The sequence below is a fragment of the Paraburkholderia ultramafica genome (assembly GCF_902859915.1).
In the GTDB taxonomy this organism is placed as follows: domain Bacteria; phylum Pseudomonadota; class Gammaproteobacteria; order Burkholderiales; family Burkholderiaceae; genus Paraburkholderia; species Paraburkholderia ultramafica.
The window spans coordinates 1-20,356 of record NZ_CADIKK010000010.1; the positions used below are offsets into that span (position 1 = coordinate 1).

25 protein-coding genes and 3 pseudogenes are annotated in these 20,356 nt (G+C 61.4%); 16 read left to right on the forward strand and 12 right to left on the reverse strand.

The features are described 5' to 3' along the window. A partial coding sequence (locus tag HV744_RS12260) for a citrate/2-methylcitrate synthase (RefSeq protein WP_281363638.1) occupies positions 1-616 on the forward strand: 616 nt, incomplete at its 5' end. A gap of 334 nt (positions 617-950) precedes the next feature. Further along, on the forward strand, positions 951-3,230 hold the full coding sequence (locus tag HV744_RS12265) for an amylo-alpha-1,6-glucosidase (protein WP_175149767.1): 2,280 nt from the start codon (positions 951-953) through the stop codon (positions 3,228-3,230). Between the two features lie 127 nt (positions 3,231-3,357). Here HV744_RS12265 and HV744_RS12270 read toward each other — a convergent pair whose 3' ends face one another. Then, a complete protein-coding gene (locus HV744_RS12270) occupies positions 3,358-4,233 on the reverse strand; it encodes an SDR family oxidoreductase (protein WP_175149769.1) in 876 nt (291 codons plus the stop codon). A 395-nt stretch (positions 4,234-4,628) separates the two neighbouring features. Between HV744_RS12270 and HV744_RS12275 the strand changes: the two genes are divergently transcribed. Continuing rightward, a complete protein-coding gene (locus tag HV744_RS12275; RefSeq protein ID WP_175149949.1) occupies positions 4,629-5,339 on the forward strand; it encodes a lysophospholipid acyltransferase family protein in 711 nt (236 codons plus the stop codon). 46 nt (positions 5,340-5,385) lie between these two features. Here the strand turns inward: HV744_RS12275 and HV744_RS37225 are convergent, their stop codons facing one another. Together HV744_RS37225 and HV744_RS37230 are read right to left on the reverse strand one after the other, a co-directional pair. Beyond that, positions 5,386-5,601, reverse strand: a complete 216-nt coding sequence (locus tag HV744_RS37225) for a Rossmann-fold NAD(P)-binding domain-containing protein (protein ID WP_246279011.1) — start codon at positions 5,599-5,601, stop codon at positions 5,386-5,388. Between the two features lie 65 nt (positions 5,602-5,666). Next, positions 5,667-5,921 carry an SDR family NAD(P)-dependent oxidoreductase gene (locus HV744_RS37230; RefSeq protein WP_246279012.1) on the reverse strand — a complete coding sequence of 85 codons (255 nt, stop codon included), beginning with the start codon at positions 5,919-5,921 and terminating at the stop codon, positions 5,667-5,669. Between the two features lie 278 nt (positions 5,922-6,199). Between HV744_RS37230 and HV744_RS12285 the strand changes: the two genes are divergently transcribed. Beyond that, complete coding sequence (locus HV744_RS12285) at positions 6,200-6,475, forward strand: hypothetical protein (RefSeq protein ID WP_175149771.1); 276 nt, start codon at positions 6,200-6,202, stop codon at positions 6,473-6,475. A 127-nt stretch (positions 6,476-6,602) separates the two neighbouring features. Here the strand turns inward: HV744_RS12285 and HV744_RS12290 are convergent, their stop codons facing one another. Next, on the reverse strand, positions 6,603-7,022 hold the full coding sequence (locus HV744_RS12290; RefSeq protein WP_175149773.1) for a diguanylate cyclase: 420 nt from the start codon (positions 7,020-7,022) through the stop codon (positions 6,603-6,605). A gap of 10 nt (positions 7,023-7,032) precedes the next feature. Here HV744_RS12290 and HV744_RS12295 point away from each other — a divergent pair. Continuing rightward, positions 7,033-7,190: pseudogene (locus tag HV744_RS12295) on the forward strand (IS630 family transposase); the annotation flags it as partial. An 85-nt stretch (positions 7,191-7,275) separates the two neighbouring features. Here the strand turns inward: HV744_RS12295 and HV744_RS12300 are convergent. Then, positions 7,276-7,440: a hypothetical protein gene (locus HV744_RS12300; RefSeq protein ID WP_175149775.1), complete on the reverse strand. Its 165-nt coding sequence runs from the start codon at positions 7,438-7,440 to the stop codon at positions 7,276-7,278. Positions 7,441-7,563: 123 nt separating this feature from the next. Next, entirely contained in the window at positions 7,564-8,034 is a 471-nt protein-coding gene (locus HV744_RS12305) for a PRC-barrel domain-containing protein (protein WP_175149777.1), read from the reverse strand. Between the two features lie 517 nt (positions 8,035-8,551). On the opposite strand from HV744_RS12305, the gene HV744_RS12310 reads away from it, so the two are divergent. Both HV744_RS12310 and HV744_RS12315 read left to right on the forward strand, forming a co-directional pair. Next, complete coding sequence (locus HV744_RS12310) at positions 8,552-8,848, forward strand: hypothetical protein (RefSeq protein ID WP_175149779.1); 297 nt, start codon at positions 8,552-8,554, stop codon at positions 8,846-8,848. A 243-nt stretch (positions 8,849-9,091) separates the two neighbouring features. After that, the gene (locus tag HV744_RS12315; RefSeq protein ID WP_175149780.1) at positions 9,092-9,271 is read left to right on the forward strand and encodes a DUF2934 domain-containing protein; all 180 of its coding nucleotides are present in this window, start codon (positions 9,092-9,094) and stop codon (positions 9,269-9,271) included. Positions 9,272-9,490: 219 nt separating this feature from the next. On the opposite strand, the gene HV744_RS12320 is transcribed toward HV744_RS12315, so the two are convergent. The 3 genes from HV744_RS12320 to phaP all read right to left on the reverse strand — a co-directional run bounded on the left by HV744_RS12320 (position 9,491) and on the right by phaP (position 11,256). Continuing rightward, positions 9,491-10,012: a hypothetical protein gene (locus HV744_RS12320; protein WP_175149782.1), complete on the reverse strand. Its 522-nt coding sequence runs from the start codon at positions 10,010-10,012 to the stop codon at positions 9,491-9,493. A 171-nt stretch (positions 10,013-10,183) separates the two neighbouring features. Continuing rightward, entirely contained in the window at positions 10,184-10,387 is a 204-nt protein-coding gene (locus HV744_RS12325; RefSeq protein ID WP_175149950.1) for a cold-shock protein, read from the reverse strand. A 296-nt stretch (positions 10,388-10,683) separates the two neighbouring features. Continuing rightward, entirely contained in the window at positions 10,684-11,256 is a 573-nt protein-coding gene (gene phaP, locus HV744_RS12330; protein WP_175149784.1) for a TIGR01841 family phasin, read from the reverse strand. A gap of 392 nt (positions 11,257-11,648) precedes the next feature. On the opposite strand from phaP, the gene HV744_RS37235 reads away from it, so the two are divergent. Both HV744_RS37235 and HV744_RS12335 read left to right on the forward strand, forming a co-directional pair. Further along, entirely contained in the window at positions 11,649-11,924 is a 276-nt protein-coding gene (locus HV744_RS37235; protein WP_246279013.1) for a hypothetical protein, read from the forward strand. 43 nt (positions 11,925-11,967) lie between these two features. Then, positions 11,968-12,105: pseudogene (locus HV744_RS12335) on the forward strand (superinfection immunity protein); the annotation flags it as partial. A 111-nt stretch (positions 12,106-12,216) separates the two neighbouring features. Here HV744_RS12335 and HV744_RS38245 read toward each other — a convergent pair. After that, positions 12,217-12,720, reverse strand: a pseudogene (locus HV744_RS38245) (NUDIX domain-containing protein); the annotation flags it as partial. A 196-nt stretch (positions 12,721-12,916) separates the two neighbouring features. On the opposite strand from HV744_RS38245, the gene HV744_RS12345 reads away from it, so the two are divergent. Continuing rightward, positions 12,917-13,177 carry an XRE family transcriptional regulator gene (locus HV744_RS12345; protein ID WP_175149786.1) on the forward strand — a complete coding sequence of 87 codons (261 nt, stop codon included), beginning with the start codon at positions 12,917-12,919 and terminating at the stop codon, positions 13,175-13,177. Between the two features lie 444 nt (positions 13,178-13,621). On the opposite strand, the gene HV744_RS12350 is transcribed toward HV744_RS12345, so the two are convergent. Continuing rightward, on the reverse strand, positions 13,622-13,849 hold the full coding sequence (locus HV744_RS12350; RefSeq protein ID WP_175149787.1) for a hypothetical protein: 228 nt from the start codon (positions 13,847-13,849) through the stop codon (positions 13,622-13,624). Between the two features lie 359 nt (positions 13,850-14,208). Here HV744_RS12350 and HV744_RS12355 point away from each other — a divergent pair, with 359 nt between their 5' ends. The 4 genes from HV744_RS12355 (at position 14,209) to HV744_RS12370 (ending at position 18,206) form a co-directional block, all read left to right on the forward strand. Then, on the forward strand, positions 14,209-15,063 hold the full coding sequence (locus HV744_RS12355) for a MurR/RpiR family transcriptional regulator (RefSeq protein ID WP_175149789.1): 855 nt from the start codon (positions 14,209-14,211) through the stop codon (positions 15,061-15,063). 132 nt (positions 15,064-15,195) lie between these two features. Further along, the gene (locus HV744_RS12360) at positions 15,196-16,254 is read left to right on the forward strand and encodes a C45 family autoproteolytic acyltransferase/hydrolase (protein WP_175149791.1); all 1,059 of its coding nucleotides are present in this window, start codon (positions 15,196-15,198) and stop codon (positions 16,252-16,254) included. 33 nt (positions 16,255-16,287) lie between these two features. Further along, entirely contained in the window at positions 16,288-17,616 is a 1,329-nt protein-coding gene (locus HV744_RS12365; protein WP_175149792.1) for an aspartate aminotransferase family protein, read from the forward strand. A gap of 35 nt (positions 17,617-17,651) precedes the next feature. After that, a complete protein-coding gene (locus tag HV744_RS12370) occupies positions 17,652-18,206 on the forward strand; it encodes a carboxymuconolactone decarboxylase family protein (RefSeq protein ID WP_175149951.1) in 555 nt (184 codons plus the stop codon). 203 nt (positions 18,207-18,409) lie between these two features. On the opposite strand, the gene HV744_RS12375 is transcribed toward HV744_RS12370, so the two are convergent. Next, positions 18,410-18,718 carry a DUF4148 domain-containing protein gene (locus HV744_RS12375; RefSeq protein ID WP_175149794.1) on the reverse strand — a complete coding sequence of 103 codons (309 nt, stop codon included), beginning with the start codon at positions 18,716-18,718 and terminating at the stop codon, positions 18,410-18,412. Between the two features lie 376 nt (positions 18,719-19,094). On the opposite strand from HV744_RS12375, the gene HV744_RS12380 reads away from it, so the two are divergent. Both HV744_RS12380 and HV744_RS12385 read left to right on the forward strand, forming a co-directional pair. Next, complete coding sequence (locus tag HV744_RS12380; RefSeq protein WP_028194665.1) at positions 19,095-19,520, forward strand: OsmC family protein; 426 nt, start codon at positions 19,095-19,097, stop codon at positions 19,518-19,520. Between the two features lie 166 nt (positions 19,521-19,686). Further along, positions 19,687-20,325: a TetR/AcrR family transcriptional regulator gene (locus tag HV744_RS12385; RefSeq protein ID WP_175149796.1), complete on the forward strand. Its 639-nt coding sequence runs from the start codon at positions 19,687-19,689 to the stop codon at positions 20,323-20,325. Positions 20,326-20,356: the final 31 nt, after the last annotated feature.

Below are 20,356 nucleotides of genomic sequence, written 5' to 3' on the forward strand. Positions count from 1 at the left end.
CCTGCACGCGGACCACGAACAGAACGCGTCGACCTCGACCGTGCGTCTCGCCGGTTCGTCGGGTGCGAATCCGTTCGCCTGTATCGCCGCGGGTATCGCCTGTCTGTGGGGTCCGGCGCACGGCGGCGCGAACGAAGCCGCGCTGAACATGCTGGAAGAAATCGGCTCGGTCGACAACATTCCTGAGTTCATCAAGCAGGTGAAGGACAAGAACTCGGGCGTGAAGCTGATGGGTTTCGGTCACCGCGTCTACAAGAACTACGATCCGCGCGCGAAGCTGATGCGCGAAACCTGCCACGAAGTGCTGGAAGAACTGGGCCTGCACGACGACCCGCTGTTCAAGCTGGCGATGGCGCTGGAAAAGATCGCGCTGGAAGACGAATACTTCGTGTCGCGCAAGCTGTACCCGAACGTCGACTTCTATTCGGGCATCGTGCAGCGCGCACTCGGCATCCCGACCTCGATGTTCACGTGTATCTTCGCGATGGCACGCACGGTCGGCTGGATTGCGCAGTGGAACGAAATGATTGCCGACCCTGAACAGAAGATCGGCCGCCCGCGTCAGTTGTTCGTGGGTGAGACGCAGCGCGAAGCCAAGGCGTTGGCGAAGCGTTAAAGTGTCGAGGCGCGTCGCGGGGTCTGATGGCCGCGCGACGGCACATTTGTTTTTGTGCCCGCGAAGGCATCGCGTCTTGCCAATCCCGTCAGCCGCTTGCGGCAACTTCACAGCGAAAAAGCAGCACTTAAGCGCATCGCGCAAGAACAAAACCCTCCTGCACGTCCTGTGCCACGGAAAACCGCACAAAAAACCTCGCAAAAAAAACGAAACTCCCCTGTGATAAGTTCGTCTGACGCGGACAGACCCTCTACAATCGGAAGCGACCGGCCAGCACCGCGCGGCAACCGAAAGTGAAACTGAAAGCAGAAGCGAACCCATAGGAGTGACCCTGATGCAGCAGCCTGAAGCCCTCGGTGGCGTGTCCCTCTCGGGCGGTGTCGATCACCGTGAACCCGAGCCGGATGGCGCATTCATCCCGACGGAAAACCTCAACGTCGCGAGCGCCACCCAGCACGTGCTGAAGTCGGGCGACACCTTCATCGTCAACGACCCGCTCGGCGATATCACCGGCCACGACGACGGCCTGTTCGTCAACGACACCCGCGTTCTCTCGCAACTGCGCCTGACCTTCGGCGGCCGCGCGCCGTCGCTGCTGTCGGGCAGCGTCAGCAGCGACAACACCTCGTTCACCGCGCATCTGACCAATCGTCCGCTGCCGCCGCTCGGCGGTGACAGCACACCGGAAGGCGTGATCCACGTCGAGCGCGTGCGCGTGTTGTCGGGCACCGTGCTCAACGAGGCGATCGAACTCACCAACTACGGCACGAGCGACGCCGTGGTGCCGCTGTCCATTTCGTTCGCCAGCGACTTCCGCGACATGTTCGAAGTGCGCGGCCTGAAGCGCGACAAACAGGGCCGCGTCAAGCCGGCGCGGGTCGAGAATCGCGAGGTGCTGCTCGGCTATGTCGGCCTCGACGGCGTGGCACGCAATGTGCAGATCGCCTTCGCGCCGCAACCCGACAAGCTGTTCGCCAACCGCGCCGACTACACCGTCAAACTGCCGGCGCAAGCGTGCGTGTCGATCTATCTGTCGGTGGCGGTGCAGGTCGTCGCACAGTCGGACAAGGCCGGCGCCGAGGTCTCGCAGCCGGTGCACGCGCTGAGCGAAATCCATCTGTCGCAAATCGATGCGGCGCGCCCGCGTGTCGGCCGCGCGGCGGTGCGCGCCGCGCTGGTCGACGCCCACCTCGTGATGCGCGAACGGCGCCGCGCGACCGCGCGCGTGCGTTCGAGCAATCCGCTTTTCAACGCATGGATCGACCGCTCGTTCGCCGACCTCGGCCTGCTGACCACCGATCTCGCGACCGGCCCCTATCCGTATGCTGGCATCCCGTGGTTCTCGACCCCGTTCGGCCGCGACGCCGTCATCACGTCGTTGCAGACACTGTGGCTGCAACCGCAACTGGCCGCAGGCGTGCTGCGTTTTCTCGCCAAGCATCAGGCGCGCGAGAATTCGCCGTTTCGCGACGCCGCGCCCGGCAAGATCATGCACGAGATGCGCAAGGGCGAAATGGCCGCCGCCGGCGAAGTGCCGTTCGCGCTCTACTACGGCGGCGTCGACACCACGCCGCTGTTCATCGTGCTGGCCGGCGCGTATGCGGCCCGCACCGGCGATCTCGCGCTGATCGACGAACTGTGGCCGGCGCTCGAACGCGCGGCGCAATGGATCGCGGGCGTCTGTGACAAGAACCGTTACGGCCTGCTCGACTATCAGCGCGAGTCGGACGGCGGGCTCGCGAACCAGGGCTGGAAAGACAGCCACGATTCGGTGTTTCATGCCGACGGCCGCTTCCCCGACGGCCCGATCGCGCTGGTCGAAGTGCAGGCATACGCGAGCGCCGCGTTCGACACGATGGCCCGCTTCGCGAAGCTGCGCGGCTTGCACGATTCGGCGGCGCAATACAGCGAGCGCGCGAAGACAATCCGCCAATGCGTCGAGCAGAAGTACTGGATGGAAGAGTCCGGCTTCTACGGCATCGCGCTCGACGGCCACGGCGAACTGTGCCGCGTGATGGCGTCGAATGCGGGCCACCTGCTGGCCTTCGGGCTGCCCACGCGCGAGCGCGGCGAAGCGGTGGTGCGCGCGCTCGACTCGACGCTGTTCCACACCGGCTGGGGCGTGCGCACGCTGGCCGCGAGCCAGGCGCGCTTCAACCCGATGGCCTATCACAACGGCTCGGTCTGGCCGCACGACAACGCGCTGTGCGCGCGCGGCCTGTCGCACTACGGCGGCAAGGCGGCGGCGGTGCGGCTGTTGCAGGCGCTGTTCCAGGCGGCGGTCAATTTCGACATGCGTTTGCCTGAGCTGTTCTGCGGTTTTCCGCGGCGGCGCGGCGAGCCGCCCACCGCGTATCCGGTCGCCTGTTTGCCGCAGGCGTGGGCGGCGGGCTCGCCGTTCATGATGCTCGAAGCGTGTCTGGGCATCACGATCGACGCCGAGCGGCGCGAAGTGGTGATCGAGCAGCCGATGCTGCCCGAAGGCATCGACTGGCTCGAAATCGGCGATCTGCTGGTGGGCGACTCGGCGGTGTCGATCACGTTCCGCCGCATCGGCGAGAAGGTGGTGGCGTCGGCCGAGCAGGGCGACGTGCGGGTGGTGGCGCTGCTTTAGACCTGTGCTGAAAACCCGCGGAAAAACACGTTGTTGGCTCGCAAACGAAAGTTGGCCCGCACATCGGCAAGAAGTGGACGATGCCGTTGCGCGGCATCGCCCACACTTCATCGCATGGCTGCGGGTCTCACGCGCTCTGCCTGGGTTTCATCATGTTGTCCGCGGGTAGCATGCCCGGTAGAGCCTCCACAAATAAATCCGTCTGTAACGCAGCGCCAGCCTGCACGTCGTACTGAGCGAAGTCCCGCACGCCCGCAGCCAGCAGGACTTCGTCGTCGAGAAAAAAGTTGCCCGAGCATTCTCTTGCCGGGCGGGTCAGGATATAGTGGGCCGCGTCAGCGACTATCTCCGGCTTGCGACACGCCGCAAGCATGTCCGTTCCACCAATCTCGTTTCGCACAGCAGCTGTCGCGATGGCAGTTCTCGGCCATAGGGAATTGACAGCGATCCCACGGTCTCTGAACTCGCCGGCCCACGCCAACGTGAACAAACTCATCGTGTATTTCGCGATGGCGTATGCCGGAAAGTCTTTAAACCACTTCGCGTCGCTGACCAGCGGAGGTGACAACGTGAGGATGTGTGGGTTAGGCGAATTGAAGAGGTGCGGCAAGCACGCTTGTGCACAGACGAATGTGCCTCTGCCGTTGACTCCGTGCATCAGGTCATACCGTTTGACCGGCGTATCAAGCGTGCCAGTCAGTCGAATGGCGCTGGCATTGTTGACGAGCATGTCGATACCACCGAACGACTCAACTGTCTTCGCGACTGCGGCTTTCACGCGGTCCTCGTCGCGGATGTCCACGACAAGCGGGAGCGCCTTGCCGCCCGCAGCTTCAACAGCGGCCGCTGCCGTATAAATCGTGCCCTCGAGACGCGGGTCCCGCTCGCCGGTCTTCGCCGCAATCACGATATTGGCTCCGTCACGTGCGGCTCTGAGTGCAATGGCGAGTCCGATGCCGCGACTGCCACCAGACATGAATATGGTCTTGCCAGCAAGGCTCATGGTCGTCTCCTGAACACTGAACACTCCCTGTAGCATACGCTGCTGCCGTCATCACGCCGTTGCCGATGTAGACGTTGCTCGTGAAGCCCCCGCCACATATGCCTGCGTGCTTAGGATCTTTTCGACGATAAGCCTGGTTCGCCCGATACGGTTGATTTGCATGCCGGGACGGACCTGTCATGGCGTCCGGCGACCCGGCCAATGACTGGTGATGTCTGCGGGGAAGTGGCGTGAAGCGAAGAGATTGGGCGGCCAATGCGGGAGCGGCGGGTGATGCAGACACGAAATCGATACACTTGGAACTATGGTTGCGGGCGAACGTATCGCCGACCAGGCTGTCTCTATTGGTGGTGACAAAAACCTCCCGCTGTCAGGCTCATTTCATACGGCTCATCATGCGCTCCGCGTTCGCCAAATGGCTGTTCATTGTCTACCTGCTCGGCAGCGGAACGCTGTACTCCGCGGGGATACTGTTGCTATTTCCCTTCATCGGGAGGACCGGCCGCTACTGGCTTGCGTCACAGTGGTGTCGCGCATTGCTCGCTGTGATGCGCTGGCTACCCGGTATCACATGTTCGGTGGACGGGCTCGAGCATCTTCCCGAAGAGCCATCAATCATCCTGTGCCGTCACGAATCGACCTGGGAGACGCTGGCGTTCATGGCTGTGTTTCCACGACGCATCAGTTTTGTGTTCAAGGAAGACCTGCTGCGCATCCCGTTTTTCGGATGGGTACTACGCGGCCTCGACATGGTCAGCCTGAATCGTGGCTCGGCGCGACAAGCCCATCAGGCAGTGACGCAGGAGTGCGCCAGGCGTCTGGAAAAAGGCGACTTTGTAGTCATATTCCCGGAAGGGACCCGGGTGCCGCATGGCGCGCCATTGAGATTGACGTCCGGCGGTGTTCGCCTGGCATGCGCGACCGGTGCGCCGGTCGTCCCTGTCGTCCACAACGCGGGGAAAGTCTGGCCAGCGAAGGGATGGCCTGACGGGCGCGGGAATATTCGTGTGGTCATCGGTCCAGCATTTTCATCGGACGACATGTCGCAACAGGAATTGAACCGGGCCGTCCACGACTGGATGAAAGCAGCGTTGCTGGCGCTGTGATGACTTCAGCGCGAAGACGCGCCTCGCATTTCTGCCGATATACGCGTCAAAACTTTTCCACCCAAGGTCGCAGTTCAACTTCCCACGTCCAGGCGCTCCGGTGCTGCTGATGAATATGGAGATACTCTGTGGCTATCGCGTCCGGGTCCAGCCATTTGTCGTCTGCGTTGCCGCCGTCCGGTTGCGTCCGGCTACTGGCGATGCCGCCATCAATAACAAAATGCGCGACGTGGATATTCTTTGGGGCAAGCTCTCGCGCCATACATTGCGCCATTCCCCGCAGCGCGAATTTCCCCATGGCAAATGGCGTCGACCCAGGTAACCCCTTCACGCTTGCCGTAGCTCCCCGTCGGGGGCGCCGAATGCGCTCTCTACGCGCTCAAAGAGCGCGGTGACCTCGTCTGGTCGGCTGGCATCGCAACTCAAGGGCAACGCGCCTGTCTCATCGACCAGGTCCGCGAGCTTGCTTGTGTCGCGGGCGGCAACCGCAACCTGCATGCCCTCGGCTGCAAACAGGCGAGCAAGGGAGGCGCTCAACCCCTTTCCCGCACCAACAATCAGTGCTGTCTCGGTTCGACTCACGGCTCCTCCGGATTCAATTGGGCACAGTGATGTGGAGTACGTCGTCTCGCGCTCTCGCGTAACGTTTCCTGCCTTTCCGATTGTAGACGTTTGCAGCAAATTGCATTCAGGTACCGGGCTGGCTTTGACGAGCGGGGGCCCGCATGGGGAGCGCTTGCTGCGCGGCCCACGTTGGGACTACCCGCCCGCGATGCCGACGTGGCTGAATCGTCGCTGTGGTCCGCATTTCGTCACATAGCGCTGGTATAAGCGAGGGGAGCCAACCGTGCAGGAGAAGGATGTTGACGATCGCGCGTTCCCCAAGTCGTACGAGGCACCCCTTTGAAAACCTGTTTGTTGACCTTGGCAGTCACTCGCCCGACAAGGCGCTCGCGGTACTGACCGCGGCAATGCGAGAAGAACGATGTGACATGAACGCGTTTGAGTGGTTGTCGCAGGCGCTCCCCGGCGCAACGCTAAAACCAGCGCTGGCGTTTGGCTCCGTCAGTGAGCTCTACCGCTCGTACACGCGGCCTGCGGAGTTCGAACGACTAAAAAGCGTCCGACGCTTATGAATAAGAGAGCGCATGGTATGGTGTTGGTCGACCCAAGTGCGAATCAAGGCGAGGCGGACAATCCGGGTTTGATTGCCGTAAGCCATGCCATCGAGATGAACCGCACTGTCGATCACTAATCTGAAAGTCATTCGCTGACCAGGGTTGTCGCGAGGTGTCGAAATGAGAGCCGACTAGCGACAATGCTGTTTCGGCCGAGCCGCTTCGCTTCATATAAGGCATCATCTGCCTCTCGAAGCAGGAGGTCCGGTTCGAATCCTTCCTGGTTGGCAGTATGCGCGACGCCGATGCTGGGCGTGACCTTGCCAAAGGGACTTGCCTCATGCCTCATCGAAGACGCCGCGACATTCTCGAGAATACGTTCGGCGGTCGCAATGGCGGGCGAAATCTCACAGTCTTGCAGAAGGACGACAAACTCCTCCCCACCATAGCGAGCCAGAACGTCAATCCGCCGAATTGCGCTCTCTATGTCCTGCGCGAGCGCTTGAAGACATGCGTCGCCCTGATGATGCCCGTACTTGTCGTTGTAATTTTTGAAATGGTCCACATCGATAAACAGTCACGTCAAGAGGACCGGCGTCGCACGACGCCCACTTCAAAAAGGCGAAAAGTTGGACTCGAAAATTCACGAGCAGCTTTTACAAATTAGCCGCGATCCGTACCTTGTACGCTCTTTTTTAGGCATCAATCTGTCCGCTACATTTCTGACGTATGAGTAAGCTCCGAAAAGCGTCCTCAACAAGCCGGTCGGGCTCTCCGGCGGAAACGGTTTGTTTCCGCGCAACGCCTCGTCCTTCCTCTTATTCCGGCGCGTCTTCGTCGAACAGCTCGTCCTTGTCCTCTGATTGCAGGATAGGGGCCACGCTGTCAGGTGTTGACGAGCCGTCCGGGGCGTCGGCCGGCTGCCTATCTTTGCCATCGTCACGGTCCACCCCGCGCGTCTGTTCCTTTCTACCGTTTGTCATGGGATTCTCCTCAAAAGAGGCGGCAGCAGCCAGGCGGCACGGATGGCACACCGGGCGCTGCTATGCGTGCGCGACTATCTGACAGGCGGCAGATATCGCCCGAGCCGCCTGCCCACAAAACCCTCAGATATCCGTCATGTCTCTTCCGATGACATCGCGGGTAGCAGACCAGTACGGGTCGCGGTTGTAGTACTGATGTACGGTTGTGCCCCACTGCGCGTCCGCCATGGAGGGCCAGCGGTCCTTGTCGAACCCGGGCTCATTCTTGATTCGCTCGGCGGTTACGTCGACGAAGAAGCACTTCTCGTCAGTGTCCAGCGTCAGTGCGCTCCAGGGAATCGCGTGCAGTTTGCTGCCCATGCCAAGAAAACCGCCCTCGGCGAGAACGGCGTATGCGATGCGGCCACTGCGCACGTCGAGCATGATGTCGGATATTTTGCCAACGTGTTCTCCATCAGACGACATTACCTTGGTGCCGTCGAGAGTCGACGCCGCCATTACATCAGGCCCCGGCCCGTCGCCAACACCGCCGCCGACGATGTTCGCGCCTGTACTGCCCGTCTGTGGCTGCATTTTGGGGTCAAGGATTGTCATGGTCTTCTCCTAAAGGTTGATGCCCTCAGGCGCGCAACGCGCATGCCACAACGAAAGCCGGTTTTCGCTCATGGTATGCGGCGCCGGCTCCGCCTATTTGCGACGGCTGCAGGCTCGTGCGAGGCAGTCGGAGTCAGGGCTCACTATGGGTTAACCCGGTCGGCAGATTTACACGCCATCCGCGCTCCCTGGCAATGAACAATAACCGCCATGAATTGGCGTGCGGCTTGTAGCGCCATGGATGCTCGTCAGCGCCCGTGCATTCTGCAGATGCTATGTTGAGCGTCTTGCAAACGGGAAGAAGTGGGGGAACTCCCTTCAGCGCGCTGCGGCGGCGTCTTCGTGTTAGCGAGCGGACCGCCGCTGTGCGCGCGGCAGTTCGGTTCGTAACGGCCGATGGTGAAATTGAGGAGCCGACGCCAGGGTCACCAGCGGCATGGGAATTGCGGGAATCAAGGTGGCGGGGTTGCACCGGCCCAGGCTGCAGCTGGTCGCTTTGCATACGAAGGAGACCGTCATGCGAGTTGCTACGAAAGGAATCCTGTTTTCAGCGTTGATTTTGGGTTTATCTGGCGCTGCCTACGCGCAGGGCATGGGAGCAGGCGGTGGGGGTGCCGGTGCAGGCCAGGGTGGGACTGGCATGGGAACCCCGAATGCAGGCGGAACTACAGAGTCAACATCTGGCGCGTCGGGCGCAAACACGATGGGAGAGTCGGGCGAAATGTCGCAAAAGCAGATGAAGCCGAAGATGCAGAAGAAGGGGGCAATGGATGCGCCTGCCTCCGACAGCGGCGGAATGAAGAAGGCTTACTAACAGCGGTGCCGTTTGAGGCGTACCCTGCAATCTGCGAAGTCAAGCTCCGGGTTAGGCAGCGTTATGCGGCAGGTTGATGGGGAACGCTGGAAAGCCTCCGGAACCTCAGACTCCGATAGCTTTCATACGGTCGCCGACGTTGAGTTTGTCTGTTCTTGCGTTAGCTCTTGCGCCTTCCATCGAAAAGGTCGCTGTGCAACTTGATGAGTAGCTGGTCGTGAGAAACCTACCTGGAGTCATGCAATGGATAACGTTTCGCAGGAAGAGAAGATTCGTGTACGGGCCTACGAACTCTGGGAAAAAGACGGCAGCCCGGAGGGACACGCCGACGAGTATTGGGAACAGGCGCGGATTCAGATAGATGAGGAAGAATCCGAAGCCGACCGGAACGGGGACGACCCGAAAAGCCGGCTGCCAGGGTGACGAAAAGCGGCAAGCGCTGAGGAGTAGCCACGCCGTTGAGGGCCTGGAGGTGCCGGCAGTCTCTAACCGACCGGTGAGCTCGACGGCAACAGCGCGACAGCTTCACTGTGTCGTGCATGAAGGAGCTCAGGCTTTTGTCGTTGACGGTGCTGTCGCCGGGGCTGAGTTCGGGCGCTCGTGAACCTTGAATCCGAGTCAGATACTACGAGCAGCAGTGCGTCAGGACGTCGACCCTGGCTGGGGCCAAGGCCAACCCTTCTTCTCGTCGGGCGCATCCCACTCTGCGGGCGGCGCGGCCTCGACCGACGCCTCGACCGGACTCGCTTCCTCTGCGGCATCGTGCGCCGGCCCGGCCAAGGCGTCCTTTTTCATCTCGGGAAGCCCGGTCCCAAACCACCTCACCTTCTTCTGGACGTGGGCGACATACGCATTCCAGCCGTCAGGGTCGCCGTCAAAAAGGTCGTGCTGAACGGTTGACGCTAGCGCATTCCGATTGAGTTCAGTCTCAAGCAGCTCCTTTGGCCACAGGAAGAACGCGCTGGCGACGCGTGCGCTGAACTCGGCCACCGTCACCTTCGGCGCAAGCGCCCGCAGGAACTCGAAGTCCTGCAACGATTCCTGTTGGGTTGCAAGCTGCCCAACCAGCCCATCCGGCCGACCTGTCCTGGCTAAACAGTTCAAAGCTTCGAGCATATCCCCGAGGTGAAGCAGCAGTTCCCGTCTATCAAATCGGTCGTCCATTTCAGTATCTCCGTTCATTGTGTCCGTGTTGGATGATACTAGCCGGGCTCGCAGTGAAGTTCAGCGAGCGCGTTGCGCATCGTCCGCGGACGGGAACGGTCGACAGACGACGAAAAAGCAAGTGGCCCGCATGAGCGGGCCATCTGGTTTAAACCATCCGACTACCGACGCCTACAGCGGCTTGATGTTTGCGGCCTGCTTGCCTTTCGGGCCCATCTTCACGTCGAAGCTAACCTTCTGATTCTCTTGCAGCGACTTGAAGCCTTCCGCCTTGACTTCCGAGAAGTGGGCAAACAGGTCTTCACCACCGTCATCCGGCGTGATAAAGCCGAAGCCCTTTGCATCGTTGAACCACTTCACAGTTCCTGTTGCCATCATTCGTTTCCACAAAAGTTTGAAGAGGGTGCCTACTCGCGTCCGGCGATTCGTATCGACGGAGTCCTGGATAGGCGGCGACAGCGGTAGTTGCTGCGTCATGCTCGACGACTGTTTGCCTGTGACTTTGACTTACAGCCCGCTGCAGAACACTGGTGAATTCGCAATAACGCGTCGTCTGGACCAGCGATATTGCGCCACCAACGACCGCGTGACCTTGCACATCGAGCGCGGCTGCGCCCGGACGCGCGCCGCGCGGGTCGACTATGCGGTGCAGCGTTCAGCGGTTCTTCAAATTATTGCTTTGCCGGCTTCGCCGCCATCTCGACTGCCTGCTCAGCCGCTTCGGTCATCTCCGTTGCTGCTTTCGTTGTGGCTTCCAGGTTACTTTGCGCGACTTCGACTACCTGCTTCGTTGCCTTTTGCACGCTTTCCTGAGCAGTGTTCGCCAGCGTGATAGCTTGTTTCAGAAATGCAATTGCGGCCTCGGAACCGAGTGGGGCGTTTTGCGCGACATTCTCGACCAACCATTGAACCTGGCGATTGACCTCCTGGTACCGGGCATTGACGACCTCTGCCAACTGCGTTTGGGTGGACGACGCAATCTCGGCAACCCGACGTTCGTACGTCAGGACCTTCTCCGCCGAGGGCAGCGCCAGCGCGTCTTGCAGACCAGTAACTTCCTGACCGTTCTGTTTCGACAGCCCGTCTTGCACGCGTTGATACCAATCGGCAAGCGTCGCTTTCGCCGTATCCAGATTCAGTCTCACGAGCTTTTCGTCGCCCTCCAGCATGCTGCCGGCCAGGCCGAAGAAGAAGTCAAGATTTGCTTGCTGAGCTATAGCAACCTGTGCCTGAAAATCGGCCATGTTCGCCTCCTGAAGAGATGTGTGCCCAACGCCCAGCATGTTCGGCAACAGTGACCAACTGATGACGCGCGTCGTATGGAAGCTCGCGTATCGGCTGCATTTTCGATACCGGCTCCGCTGGCGTATTGGTTCCAGCCGCGATTGCCCGTACTACGCCCAACGCAGTTGCCGGAACGTGGCGGCGTCAAGTTTCATATCGGAACTCCTCAGCGGGCAGAGCGCACGGGAAACCCGCCATGGGCGGAGCAGAGCCGCATTGTTCGGTCTGCAGCAATTGTGATTTCACGCTATCGGCATAGAAAAAAGATAGGCGACGCCTAAACTGACTTTCGTCAGCGGCGCGCGTCTCACACGACTTGCGGCGCTCTTGAAAATCGGATTGGGGATTCATCATGAAAAGTAAACTTCTTGCAGCGTTGCTCATCGCAGCTACCACCGCTATCGCTGCGCCTGCTTTTGCCAGCGGTTACGGCCCCGCGCCTTCCTACCGCCCGTCGGTGGGCGCGCCTGCGTCGCAACGAGGCCAAAGCGCGCAAACCGTTGCAGCCGAACGCAACGACGCAGTCGGCTCCGTTAGCGATTCGTACGGTGGAGTGCTTGCGTCCTCCTCGGAGTCTGGCAGCCAGCAGCCTGCGGGTTCTGTCGGTCGTCTGTACTCAGGTCACTAATCTGAAAGTCATTCGCTGACCAAGGTTGTCGCGAGGTGTCGAAATGTTGACGATTGTCGAAGGTGCGGTGTTCCTGGGTGCGCTGATGCTCTATCTGGCACCCGCAATCATCGCGGACGCCAGAGAACGCGAAGACGCCTTCGCGGTGACCATGGTGAACATCTTGCTCGGATGGACGGTTACTCTTGCCCAGTATGTCGACAATGGCTTTGGTGGAAATGCTCGTCGTGAAGTTATTCACGTCCGTGACTTTGACCCAGCTGCAGCGCGTAATTTCGTTGCTCGGCACTGGCGATTGTCCATCGTCAATTTGAGCGGCAAAGACGTGGTGACATGTTCGGACGCCGGTGAAGTTGAACAGGTATCCCATCCTGGCGGCACGAAGGCCGGTTTCCTCCATCAACTCGCGCAAGGCGGCTTCCTGCAGGTCTTCACCGGCCATGGGTTTTCCGCCTGGTAAAGACCATCGCGAGCCGTCCCTTCCAACAAGCAGAATTCGCGTCCCAAGCTCACATACGACGGTCGCTCGCTGCTTCACGGTGTCTCTTCCAATGTGTGGGTCGTCTGCTGACATTGCGCCCGATATACCCTTCTCGGGGCAGCTCGTGCCAGTCCTTGCAACCCGATGATTTACCTGCCTGCGGCATGCAATGGTTCGTGAAGGCAGGCGTCCCGCTCCCGGCGGCGGCACGATAGTGATTCCGAAGTGTGACGTTTTTGTGGCGAAGTGTCTGCGGCACCGGTGCCTCGACAGGTGCTGAGGACCCCGGCAGTGGAACAGTACTCGCCGAATCATGCTGGCGGCGTTGGGTAAGGAGCGTAAGCGCCCCGTTACTGCCGCCAAATTGCTGTGGCAATTGCTGGCGGGGCGACTGGGTTCGGGGCGACCTAGCCCTCGTAAAGGTCTTGCATCTCTCAGCGATGTACGGTGTCACACATTCTTTTTGTGGCGAACCCATACTCATCCGGTCGCCGTACGCAGGATGTTCAGGATGGTTCGCCGGGCAAACCTCGAAGTGCATCTGGACCGCAACCGCGCAAGTAGCAACTGGCGCCGAGCGTTCGCAGCAAAGCTCGACATGACAATGAAGCGGGCGAAACTTTCTGCCTTTGCAGTCGCTTCCTCCGTCGGGGTGACTGAGCGCGACGTTGTTTTGTGGCGTGCCGGGGCGAGTGCGCCGGAAAGCCTCGGTGAATGTGAGCGGCTTTCGGCCGCGCTCCGTGTCGATTTGGACTGGCTATGTGCGGTGTGAATCGACGTCGCGCGCTGCCCATGATGCGCCGCACAACACAAAAGAGCCGCGCCGTATTGGCCCTGTATGGAGAACGAGCAACGGATTGACCAACCTTGGGGGAGTGCAATGGTTAACTCAGCGCCCGTGATTGCAACTCGTTTGGTCGACGGCAAAACTATCCGCGCGGAGATTCTGCACGATACAGGGTGACTGTGTATCGTCGAGTGTTGACACCGGCACAATATTGAACCAGATGTCGACATCCAGCTGAACAGCCTGCGAATCAAAAGGAGGTTGTGGCAGCAACGGCTCGCTGCCCAGTCTGGCCGGTCAACTAAAATTCGGCATGCTGGTCGAAGTGGCATCTGCGAGAACACTTCTTCACAAAGGTCCGCGGGGTTCCTCTGCAGTAGGTCGTGCACGAGAGAGCCTGGCGTACGTGGCGGGACACGCAGCTGGCGTTCAATCCATGGTTGCGACACGCTTCTCGTAAGCGTCAACTTGCATGTCGATTAACGGAGATGTAGTTAGTGCGACGGCCACGCCACCTGACGCGGGCAGTAAGCCGGCAAATGCTGCAATGCCAGTCCCGCAGACTACTGCAAGGCAGATAGCAGTGACGGCGACGAGCGAAGAAGCACGTGTTGGGTTGGAATTGGTCGCACGGAGTACGACGCTCAAGATGCTCATGATGGCAATCTCCTGTTGGCGCAGCTATCAATTGCAACGACCGTGCCGATGGAGATAGCCATGTCGCTGATGTTTGTGCCGGGACTACTCGGAAACGACTTCGGTAATTTTTTCAAAGGCGCGAAACACGGTGACGGCGGAGTGAAACGTTACCCGCTATCCCTTGCGGTTATTAGGCGTCGGACGTGGCCATCGTTTTTCAGGACAGTTTTGTTTGCGAAAAAATGTCTAGGACAACATATTTGCGACAGGACAGAAGTCGTTTGCGAATTGCCACACGTTTGATCCGCTGTTGAATGCGATGCGCCGGGTGGTAACATTTGTTGTCATCCTTATCGACGGCTCGCCCGGACCATCGCATGCCAGACAGTTTCGACCAGCTTGCCGCCCTGATCCGGGCGCGCTTCTCCGAACTGAGTCCGCAGTTCCAGATGGGAGCAGCTTTCCTGCTCGATCATCCCGACGAGGTCGCGGTCTCGTCAATGCGCAAAGTAGCCGAGCGGGCCCAGGTGCAACCGGCTTCGCTGGTGCGCCTGTCGCAGCAACTCGGTTTCCCCGGCTGGAACGAATTGCGCAACCTGTTCGTCGCGCGCGTGCGCACACGGCCCGAGCCGCTCACGAGCCGCGCGCGTTCGCTGGTCAAATCGAAAGACGCGCTGGCCAACGATCTGCTGGTCGCGCAACAGCACAATCTCGACGTCACCGCCGCGCATAACGGCCGCGTGATCGTCGAGGCGGCGCGGCTGTTGCGGCGCGCGCCGCATGTGCACGTGGCCGGCTTCCGTTCCTGCTACTCGGTGGCATTCGGCCTCGTGTACGGCTACCGGCTGTTCCGGCCATCGGTGTCGCTGCTCAACGGCGAGGCCGGCACGCTCGAAATGCAGCTGCGCACGGTCGAGCGCGACAGCGCGACCATCGTCATCAGTTTCGCGCCGTATTCGGTCGAAGCGGCGCGCGTGGCCGAGGCCGCGCTGGAAAAAGGCAGCAAGCTGATCGCGATCACCGACAGCGCGGTCTCGCCGATCGCCCTGAACGCCGACAAGGTGCTGATCTTTTCACACGAGAGCCCGTCGTTCTTTCCGTCGCTGGTGGCGGCCACCGCGATTGCCGAATCGCTGGTTGCGCATCTGCTCGCGCTCGAAGGCGCGGGCGCAGTCGAACAGCTCGCGATTGCCGAGCAGTCCCTGCATGCGAAGGGCGCATACGTGACTTGATCGTTCCCTGCTGAATCGAACGCGCGACTTGTGCGGAGCAAGACCGTTCCATCTGGATCTGTGGCATTCAGTTTGACAACAAATGTTGTTTTGAAGTATAAACGCGTATCGATTGTTGACTGAATGCGAGCCATGGCGTCGAATCGGGAGTTGAGTCTTTTCCAGCTGAGCGGTGAGCCGTATGACATCGGCTACCGGCTGGGTGAAATCGCCAGACCGGTGTTCGCCGGGTACATGGAGCAAAGCAGTGCGTGGCGCGCGGTTCGGTTGTGGCGTGGCGCTCCGTTCGTGCAGATGCTGCGCGACGCGGCTCGCGCGGATTTTCCGGCGCTGCTGGCCGAGCTCGACGGGATGGCGGCAGGGTTGGGCTGGTCCGCGGAAGATGTGTTTCTGTGGAACTGCCGCGGCGAACTGATCCATCACGCGCCGGACGGGTGCACCACGTTGGCGGCCGTCGAAGGCGACGCGCGCTTCATCGCGCACAATGAAGACGGCGATCCTTTTCTGCGCGAGCGCTGCGCGCTGGTCGAGGTTCGACCCGCGGGCAAGCCCGGCTTCGTGAGCTTCTACTACCCCGGATCGCTGCCGGGACACACCTTCGCCGCGAACCGCGCCGGTATCGCGCAGGCGATCAATAACTTGCGCATCCGCAAGCCCAGCGCCGGCGTGCCCCGGATGATCCTCGCCCGCGCCGTGCTCGATGCCGGCTCGCTCGACGAAGCGCTGCAAACACTGCGCAGCGTGCCCGCGGCGAGCGGCTTTCATCACACGCTCGGCTGCGCGGGCGATACGCGTCTGTTCAGCGTCGAAGCCAGTGCGCGGCGCTGTTCCGTGCAAAGCGTGTCGACGCTTTCCGGCCATGCGAACCACATGACCCATCCGGGCTGCGAAGCCGAAGCGCAAATCGTCACGGATTCATCGCGTGACCGGCAACTGCGCGTCGATGCGTTGCTGCCTGCGCTCGCCAGCCCATTGCAGCCCGCCGCGTTGCTCGACGTGTTGCACGATCGCGCGCCGTCGGGCTTGCCGATCTACCGCGACGACCCGCTCGATCCCGGCGATGAAAACACGCTCGCCACGGCGCTATTCGACATCGGCAGCGCGGGGGTGTCGATGAGAGTCTATCGGCAGGGGCACTGCGAGTTCGACACCTTCATTGCCCGCTCAGCGTCCGGGCCGACCGGCGCCTGAGCACGCTGGCGCAACCACGAGGAATTGAAAACCATGTCCAACGTTTTTCATCGTTCACCGAAGCAATCTCTGCCGGTTGCCGTCGCGGGCGACGGCATCGAAATCATCGACTCCACCGGCAAGCGCTATATCGACGCGTCCGGCGGCGCGGCCGTCTCATGTCTCGGCCACAGCAACCAGCGGGTGATCGACGCGATCAAGCGCCAGTCGCAACAGTTGCCGTACGCGCACACCTCGTTTTTCACCACCGAGCCCGCCGAGGAGCTTGCTAACCGTCTCGTGGCAAGCGCGCCGGCGGGGCTCGAGCACGTGTACTTCGTGTCGGGCGGGTCGGAGGCGATCGAGGCGGCGTTGAAACTGGCGCGCCAGTATTTCGTCGAGAAGGGCGAAACGCAGCGCCGCCACTTCATCGCGCGTCGCCAGAGCTATCACGGCAACACGTTGGGGGCGCTCGCGATCGGTGGCAATGCGTGGCGCCGCGAGCCGTTCCTGCCGATCCTGATCGAAGCGCATCACGTGAGCCCGTGTTATGCATACCGCGAGCAGCGCGCCGACGAAACCGAGGAGGCCTTCGCGCAGCGTCTGGCCGATGAGCTCGAGCAGAAGATCCTCGAACTCGGCGCCGATACGGTGGCCGCGTTCGTCGCGGAAACGGTGGTGGGCGCGACGGCGGGCGCGGTGCCGCCGGTGCGCGAGTACTTCCGCAAGATTCGCGCGGTGTGCGATCGTTACGGCGTGCTGCTGATTCTCGACGAGATCATGTCGGGCATGGGCCGCACCGGCTTCCTGTACGCGTGCGAAGAGGATGGCGTGGCGCCGGACCTGCTGACCATCGCGAAGGGGCTCGGTGCCGGCTATCAGCCGATCGGCGCGACGCTGGTGAGTGACCGCATTTATCAGACGATCGTCGGCGGCTCGGGCTTCTTTCAGCACGGTCATACGTATATCGGCCACGCGACCGCCTGTGCGGCCGCGCTCGAAGTGCAACGCGTGATCGCGGAAGACAAGCTGCTGCCGAACGTGCTGGCGCGCGGCGAACAGTTGCGTGGTCGGCTGCGCGAGCACTATGCGCAGCATCCGCATATCGGCGACGTGCGCGGGCGCGGGCTGTTCGTCGGTGTCGAACTGGTCAGGGATCGCGCCAGCAAAACGCCGTTCGACGCGGGGCTGAAACTGCACGCGGCGATCCGGCGCGAAGCGTTCGCGCGTGGTCTGATGGTGTATCCGATGGGCGGCACGGTCGACGGCAGGATCGGCGATCATGTGCTGCTGGCGCCGCCGTTCATCTGCAGCGCGCGCGACATCGACGAGATTGTCGGCCGGCTGACTGACGCGATCGACGGCGCGCTGGCCGCCGTCTGAGCGATTCGACCACACCGCCATCCGCGAGAACGATGATGACTGAGCGTTTGCCCCACTTCGACCTGTCCGCCGCCACGCCCGAACAGAAAGGCGTGCTGGACGAAATTCTGTCCGGCCCGCGCGGCAATCTGAACGGGCCGTTTCTCGGCTGGATTCATAGCCCGGAGCTGGCGCAGCAGGCGCAGCGTCTGGGCGCGTTTTGCCGCTATCGGACCGGCTTGCCGCTGCGTCTGTCGGAGCTGGCGATCCTGGTGACCGCGGCGCGCTGGCAGGCGCAGGCCGAGTGGCACATCCACTATCCGATCGCGCTCGAAGCGGGCGTGGCCGAAGCGGATGCCGAGGCGATCCGGCAAGGGCGGCGCCCAGCGTTCGCGGACGCCGACGACGCGCTGATCCACGACTTCGCGAGCGAGCTATATGACACAAAGCGCGTGTCGGATGCGACTTATACGAAAGCCGTCGACCGATTCGGGCATCAGGTGGTGATCAACCTGGTCGGCCTGCTCGGCTACTACGCGCTGGTGGCAATGACACTGAACGTGTTCGGCATGCGGGCGGTGGGGCAGGAGAGTTTGCCGTTCGCCGAGTAGCGGATCGCGCCGCTGTGGCTCGGTCTCGACTGGAGCTGTTTGCAACGGCGCGGTTCAACTTTTCCGCCGCGCAACGCGCCTTACGCACTGCGCAATAAAAAAAACGCCCCGGCTGCGAACTTCGCAACCGGGGCGTTTCTGTCTGCCACTTGGACTTCATCTGCGTCTTGCTGACTACGCCGCCGACCGCGCGGCTTTACGGCTTACTGGCCGCGATAGGTCGAGAACAGACGTTGCTGCACCGAGGACGGCGCGCCGGCTGCCGACGAGCCGACATTCGACCCGCCTACGTCTTTCGAGCCTTGCGTCGAGGCAAGCATCGCCGCGTCGCTTTGCGGCACGGTCTTCGGATATTCGGTGTCGTTCTGATACAGGAGGCCCGCCTTTTGCGCGGCGACCAGTTCGCTGCGCACCTGTGTGCGGGTGACCGGGCCGTTTGCCTGCTGGGCGAACGAAACAGCCGGGATGATGAGAGCGGATGCGACGACAACTGCGGAAAGAAGCGATTTCATGATGACCTCCGGTATTCGATTGTTGAGAGATCGGTTTGAATCACATGTCCCGATCCGTTGAATCAAGTGTATTTCTTACGAGGTCGGCAAAAAAGCGGCTTTACGAGGAAAGATTGTTACCGTTTTTGATGTAATTCTTGAAATGGCTTCGGTGGTGCCCATTTGCCGGATCGTCACGACGCTGGCACACGGAAGCGCCTATGATGAAGTTCGGTCCAAGCCCGCGCCCGCAGCGCCGCGCGACGCCCCCGAAGGAAGTCCCCTTGGGGGACTCGCGACCGATGCCTGAACCGCGAAACATCCGGGCGAGACCGTCGCGGCGGAGCATCATCTTCGGTCGTGGGACGCGCGATGCAGGGCACACCAGGAGAGAGCGATGAAGCGCAAGGCATCAGCAGTCTGGCAAGGCGGCCTGCAAGACGGCAAGGGCTCGATTTCCACCGACAGCGGCGTCCTCAAGGAGACCCAATACTCGTTTTCGACACGCTTCGCGGATGGCATCGGCACGAATCCGGAAGAGCTGATTGCGGCTGCGCACGCGGGTTGTTTCTCGATGGCGTTGTCGGCGGAACTGGGCAAGGCCGGCATCACGCCCGAACGTATCGGCACCACCGCAACCGTCACGCTCGACAAGGACGGCGGCGGCTTTACGATCACCGCGGTGCATCTCGACGTGGCGGTGAAGATTCCCGGTGGCGACAAGGCCGCGTTCGAGAAGGCCACCGCGGATGCCAAGGCAGGTTGTCCGGTGTCCAAGGTCCTGAACGCGACGATCACGATGGACGCGAAACTCGAAACCTGAGTTCGCGCGCCTTTCCCGGCAGTCACTGCGCGATGAAGCCGGCGACGGGGTAGAGCCCGCCGCCGGCTTTTTTACGTGCCGATCGACATGCTTCACAACCGCTCATGACCGTTCCCTACGAAAATCCGGCCTTGAATTGTTGAACAGTTAGTCATAATATCCACCCATGAAGCAATCTGGCCATTCCAAGCAATCCGCGAAAAAAGCCGGCGACGTGTGTTCGCGAGGGCGGCCGCGCGAGTTCAACACGGACACCGTGTTGACGAGCGCGAGCCAGGTTTTCTGGAACCACGGCTATCACGCGACGTCGATCGACGACCTGTGCAAGGCCACCGGCCTGCTGCGCGGCAGTCTGTACGGCGTGTTCGGCGACAAGCACGGCATCATGCTCGCCGCGCTGGAGCACTACGCGGAAGGTTCGGTCGCGCGGCTCGCCGAGCGGCTGAACGCGCCGGTGCCGCCGGAAGAGGCGCTGCGCAATGCTTTGCTGCACTATGCGCGGGTCGCATGCGCGCTGACTGGCGAGCGCAGTTGCTTCATCACCAACACCACGCTGGAAATGCAGCCGGATGACGAAGAACTGCGCATCCGTGTCGCGGCGATTCAGCGCCGCATGGCGACGTTGTTGGCAGCGTCGGTGATTCGTGGCCAGGCGAGCGGCGCGTTCAATTCGACGCTCGACGAAAAAGCGGTCGGTGATTTTCTGCTGTGCGTGATGCAGGGTCTGCGCGTCTTGGGGCGGGTCGCCCACAAGGAAGACGCGCTGAGCGGAATAGTGGACGTCGCGATGCGCGCGCTCGTCTAAATTTTTTTGCCGAATTTTTGAACGAATGGTC

Excerpts from the sequence above, each read along its gene's own strand:
- HV744_RS12365 (WP_175149792.1), top strand. The coding sequence starts at position 16,288 with ATGTCCAACGTTTTTCATCGTTCACCGAAGCAATCTCTGCCGGTTGCC.
- HV744_RS12285 (WP_175149771.1), top strand. The coding sequence starts at position 6,200 with ATGTTGACGATCGCGCGTTCCCCAAGTCGTACGAGGCACCCCTTTGAA.
- HV744_RS12385 (WP_175149796.1), top strand. The coding sequence starts at position 19,687 with ATGAAGCAATCTGGCCATTCCAAGCAATCCGCGAAAAAAGCCGGCGAC.
- HV744_RS37235 (WP_246279013.1), top strand. The coding sequence starts at position 11,649 with ATGAAAAGTAAACTTCTTGCAGCGTTGCTCATCGCAGCTACCACCGCT.
- HV744_RS12275 (WP_175149949.1), top strand. The coding sequence starts at position 4,629 with ATGCGCTCCGCGTTCGCCAAATGGCTGTTCATTGTCTACCTGCTCGGC.
- HV744_RS12325 (WP_175149950.1), bottom strand. The coding sequence starts at position 10,387 with ATGGCAACAGGAACTGTGAAGTGGTTCAACGATGCAAAGGGCTTCGGC.
- HV744_RS12355 (WP_175149789.1), top strand. The coding sequence starts at position 14,209 with ATGCCAGACAGTTTCGACCAGCTTGCCGCCCTGATCCGGGCGCGCTTC.
- HV744_RS12360 (WP_175149791.1), top strand. The coding sequence starts at position 15,196 with ATGGCGTCGAATCGGGAGTTGAGTCTTTTCCAGCTGAGCGGTGAGCCG.
- HV744_RS12265 (WP_175149767.1), top strand. The coding sequence starts at position 951 with ATGCAGCAGCCTGAAGCCCTCGGTGGCGTGTCCCTCTCGGGCGGTGTC.
- HV744_RS12320 (WP_175149782.1), bottom strand. The coding sequence starts at position 10,012 with ATGGACGACCGATTTGATAGACGGGAACTGCTGCTTCACCTCGGGGAT.
- HV744_RS12380 (WP_028194665.1), top strand. The coding sequence starts at position 19,095 with ATGAAGCGCAAGGCATCAGCAGTCTGGCAAGGCGGCCTGCAAGACGGC.
- HV744_RS12300 (WP_175149775.1), bottom strand. The coding sequence starts at position 7,440 with ATGACAAACGGTAGAAAGGAACAGACGCGCGGGGTGGACCGTGACGAT.
- HV744_RS12345 (WP_175149786.1), top strand. The coding sequence starts at position 12,917 with ATGGTTCGCCGGGCAAACCTCGAAGTGCATCTGGACCGCAACCGCGCA.
- HV744_RS12350 (WP_175149787.1), bottom strand. The coding sequence starts at position 13,849 with ATGAGCATCTTGAGCGTCGTACTCCGTGCGACCAATTCCAACCCAACA.
- HV744_RS12315 (WP_175149780.1), top strand. The coding sequence starts at position 9,092 with ATGGATAACGTTTCGCAGGAAGAGAAGATTCGTGTACGGGCCTACGAA.
- HV744_RS12310 (WP_175149779.1), top strand. The coding sequence starts at position 8,552 with ATGCGAGTTGCTACGAAAGGAATCCTGTTTTCAGCGTTGATTTTGGGT.
- HV744_RS37225 (WP_246279011.1), bottom strand. The coding sequence starts at position 5,601 with ATGGCGCGAGAGCTTGCCCCAAAGAATATCCACGTCGCGCATTTTGTT.
- HV744_RS12370 (WP_175149951.1), top strand. The coding sequence starts at position 17,652 with ATGACTGAGCGTTTGCCCCACTTCGACCTGTCCGCCGCCACGCCCGAA.
- HV744_RS12375 (WP_175149794.1), bottom strand. The coding sequence starts at position 18,718 with ATGAAATCGCTTCTTTCCGCAGTTGTCGTCGCATCCGCTCTCATCATC.
- HV744_RS12270 (WP_175149769.1), bottom strand. The coding sequence starts at position 4,233 with ATGAGCCTTGCTGGCAAGACCATATTCATGTCTGGTGGCAGTCGCGGC.
- phaP (WP_175149784.1), bottom strand. The coding sequence starts at position 11,256 with ATGGCCGATTTTCAGGCACAGGTTGCTATAGCTCAGCAAGCAAATCTT.
- HV744_RS12305 (WP_175149777.1), bottom strand. The coding sequence starts at position 8,034 with ATGACAATCCTTGACCCCAAAATGCAGCCACAGACGGGCAGTACAGGC.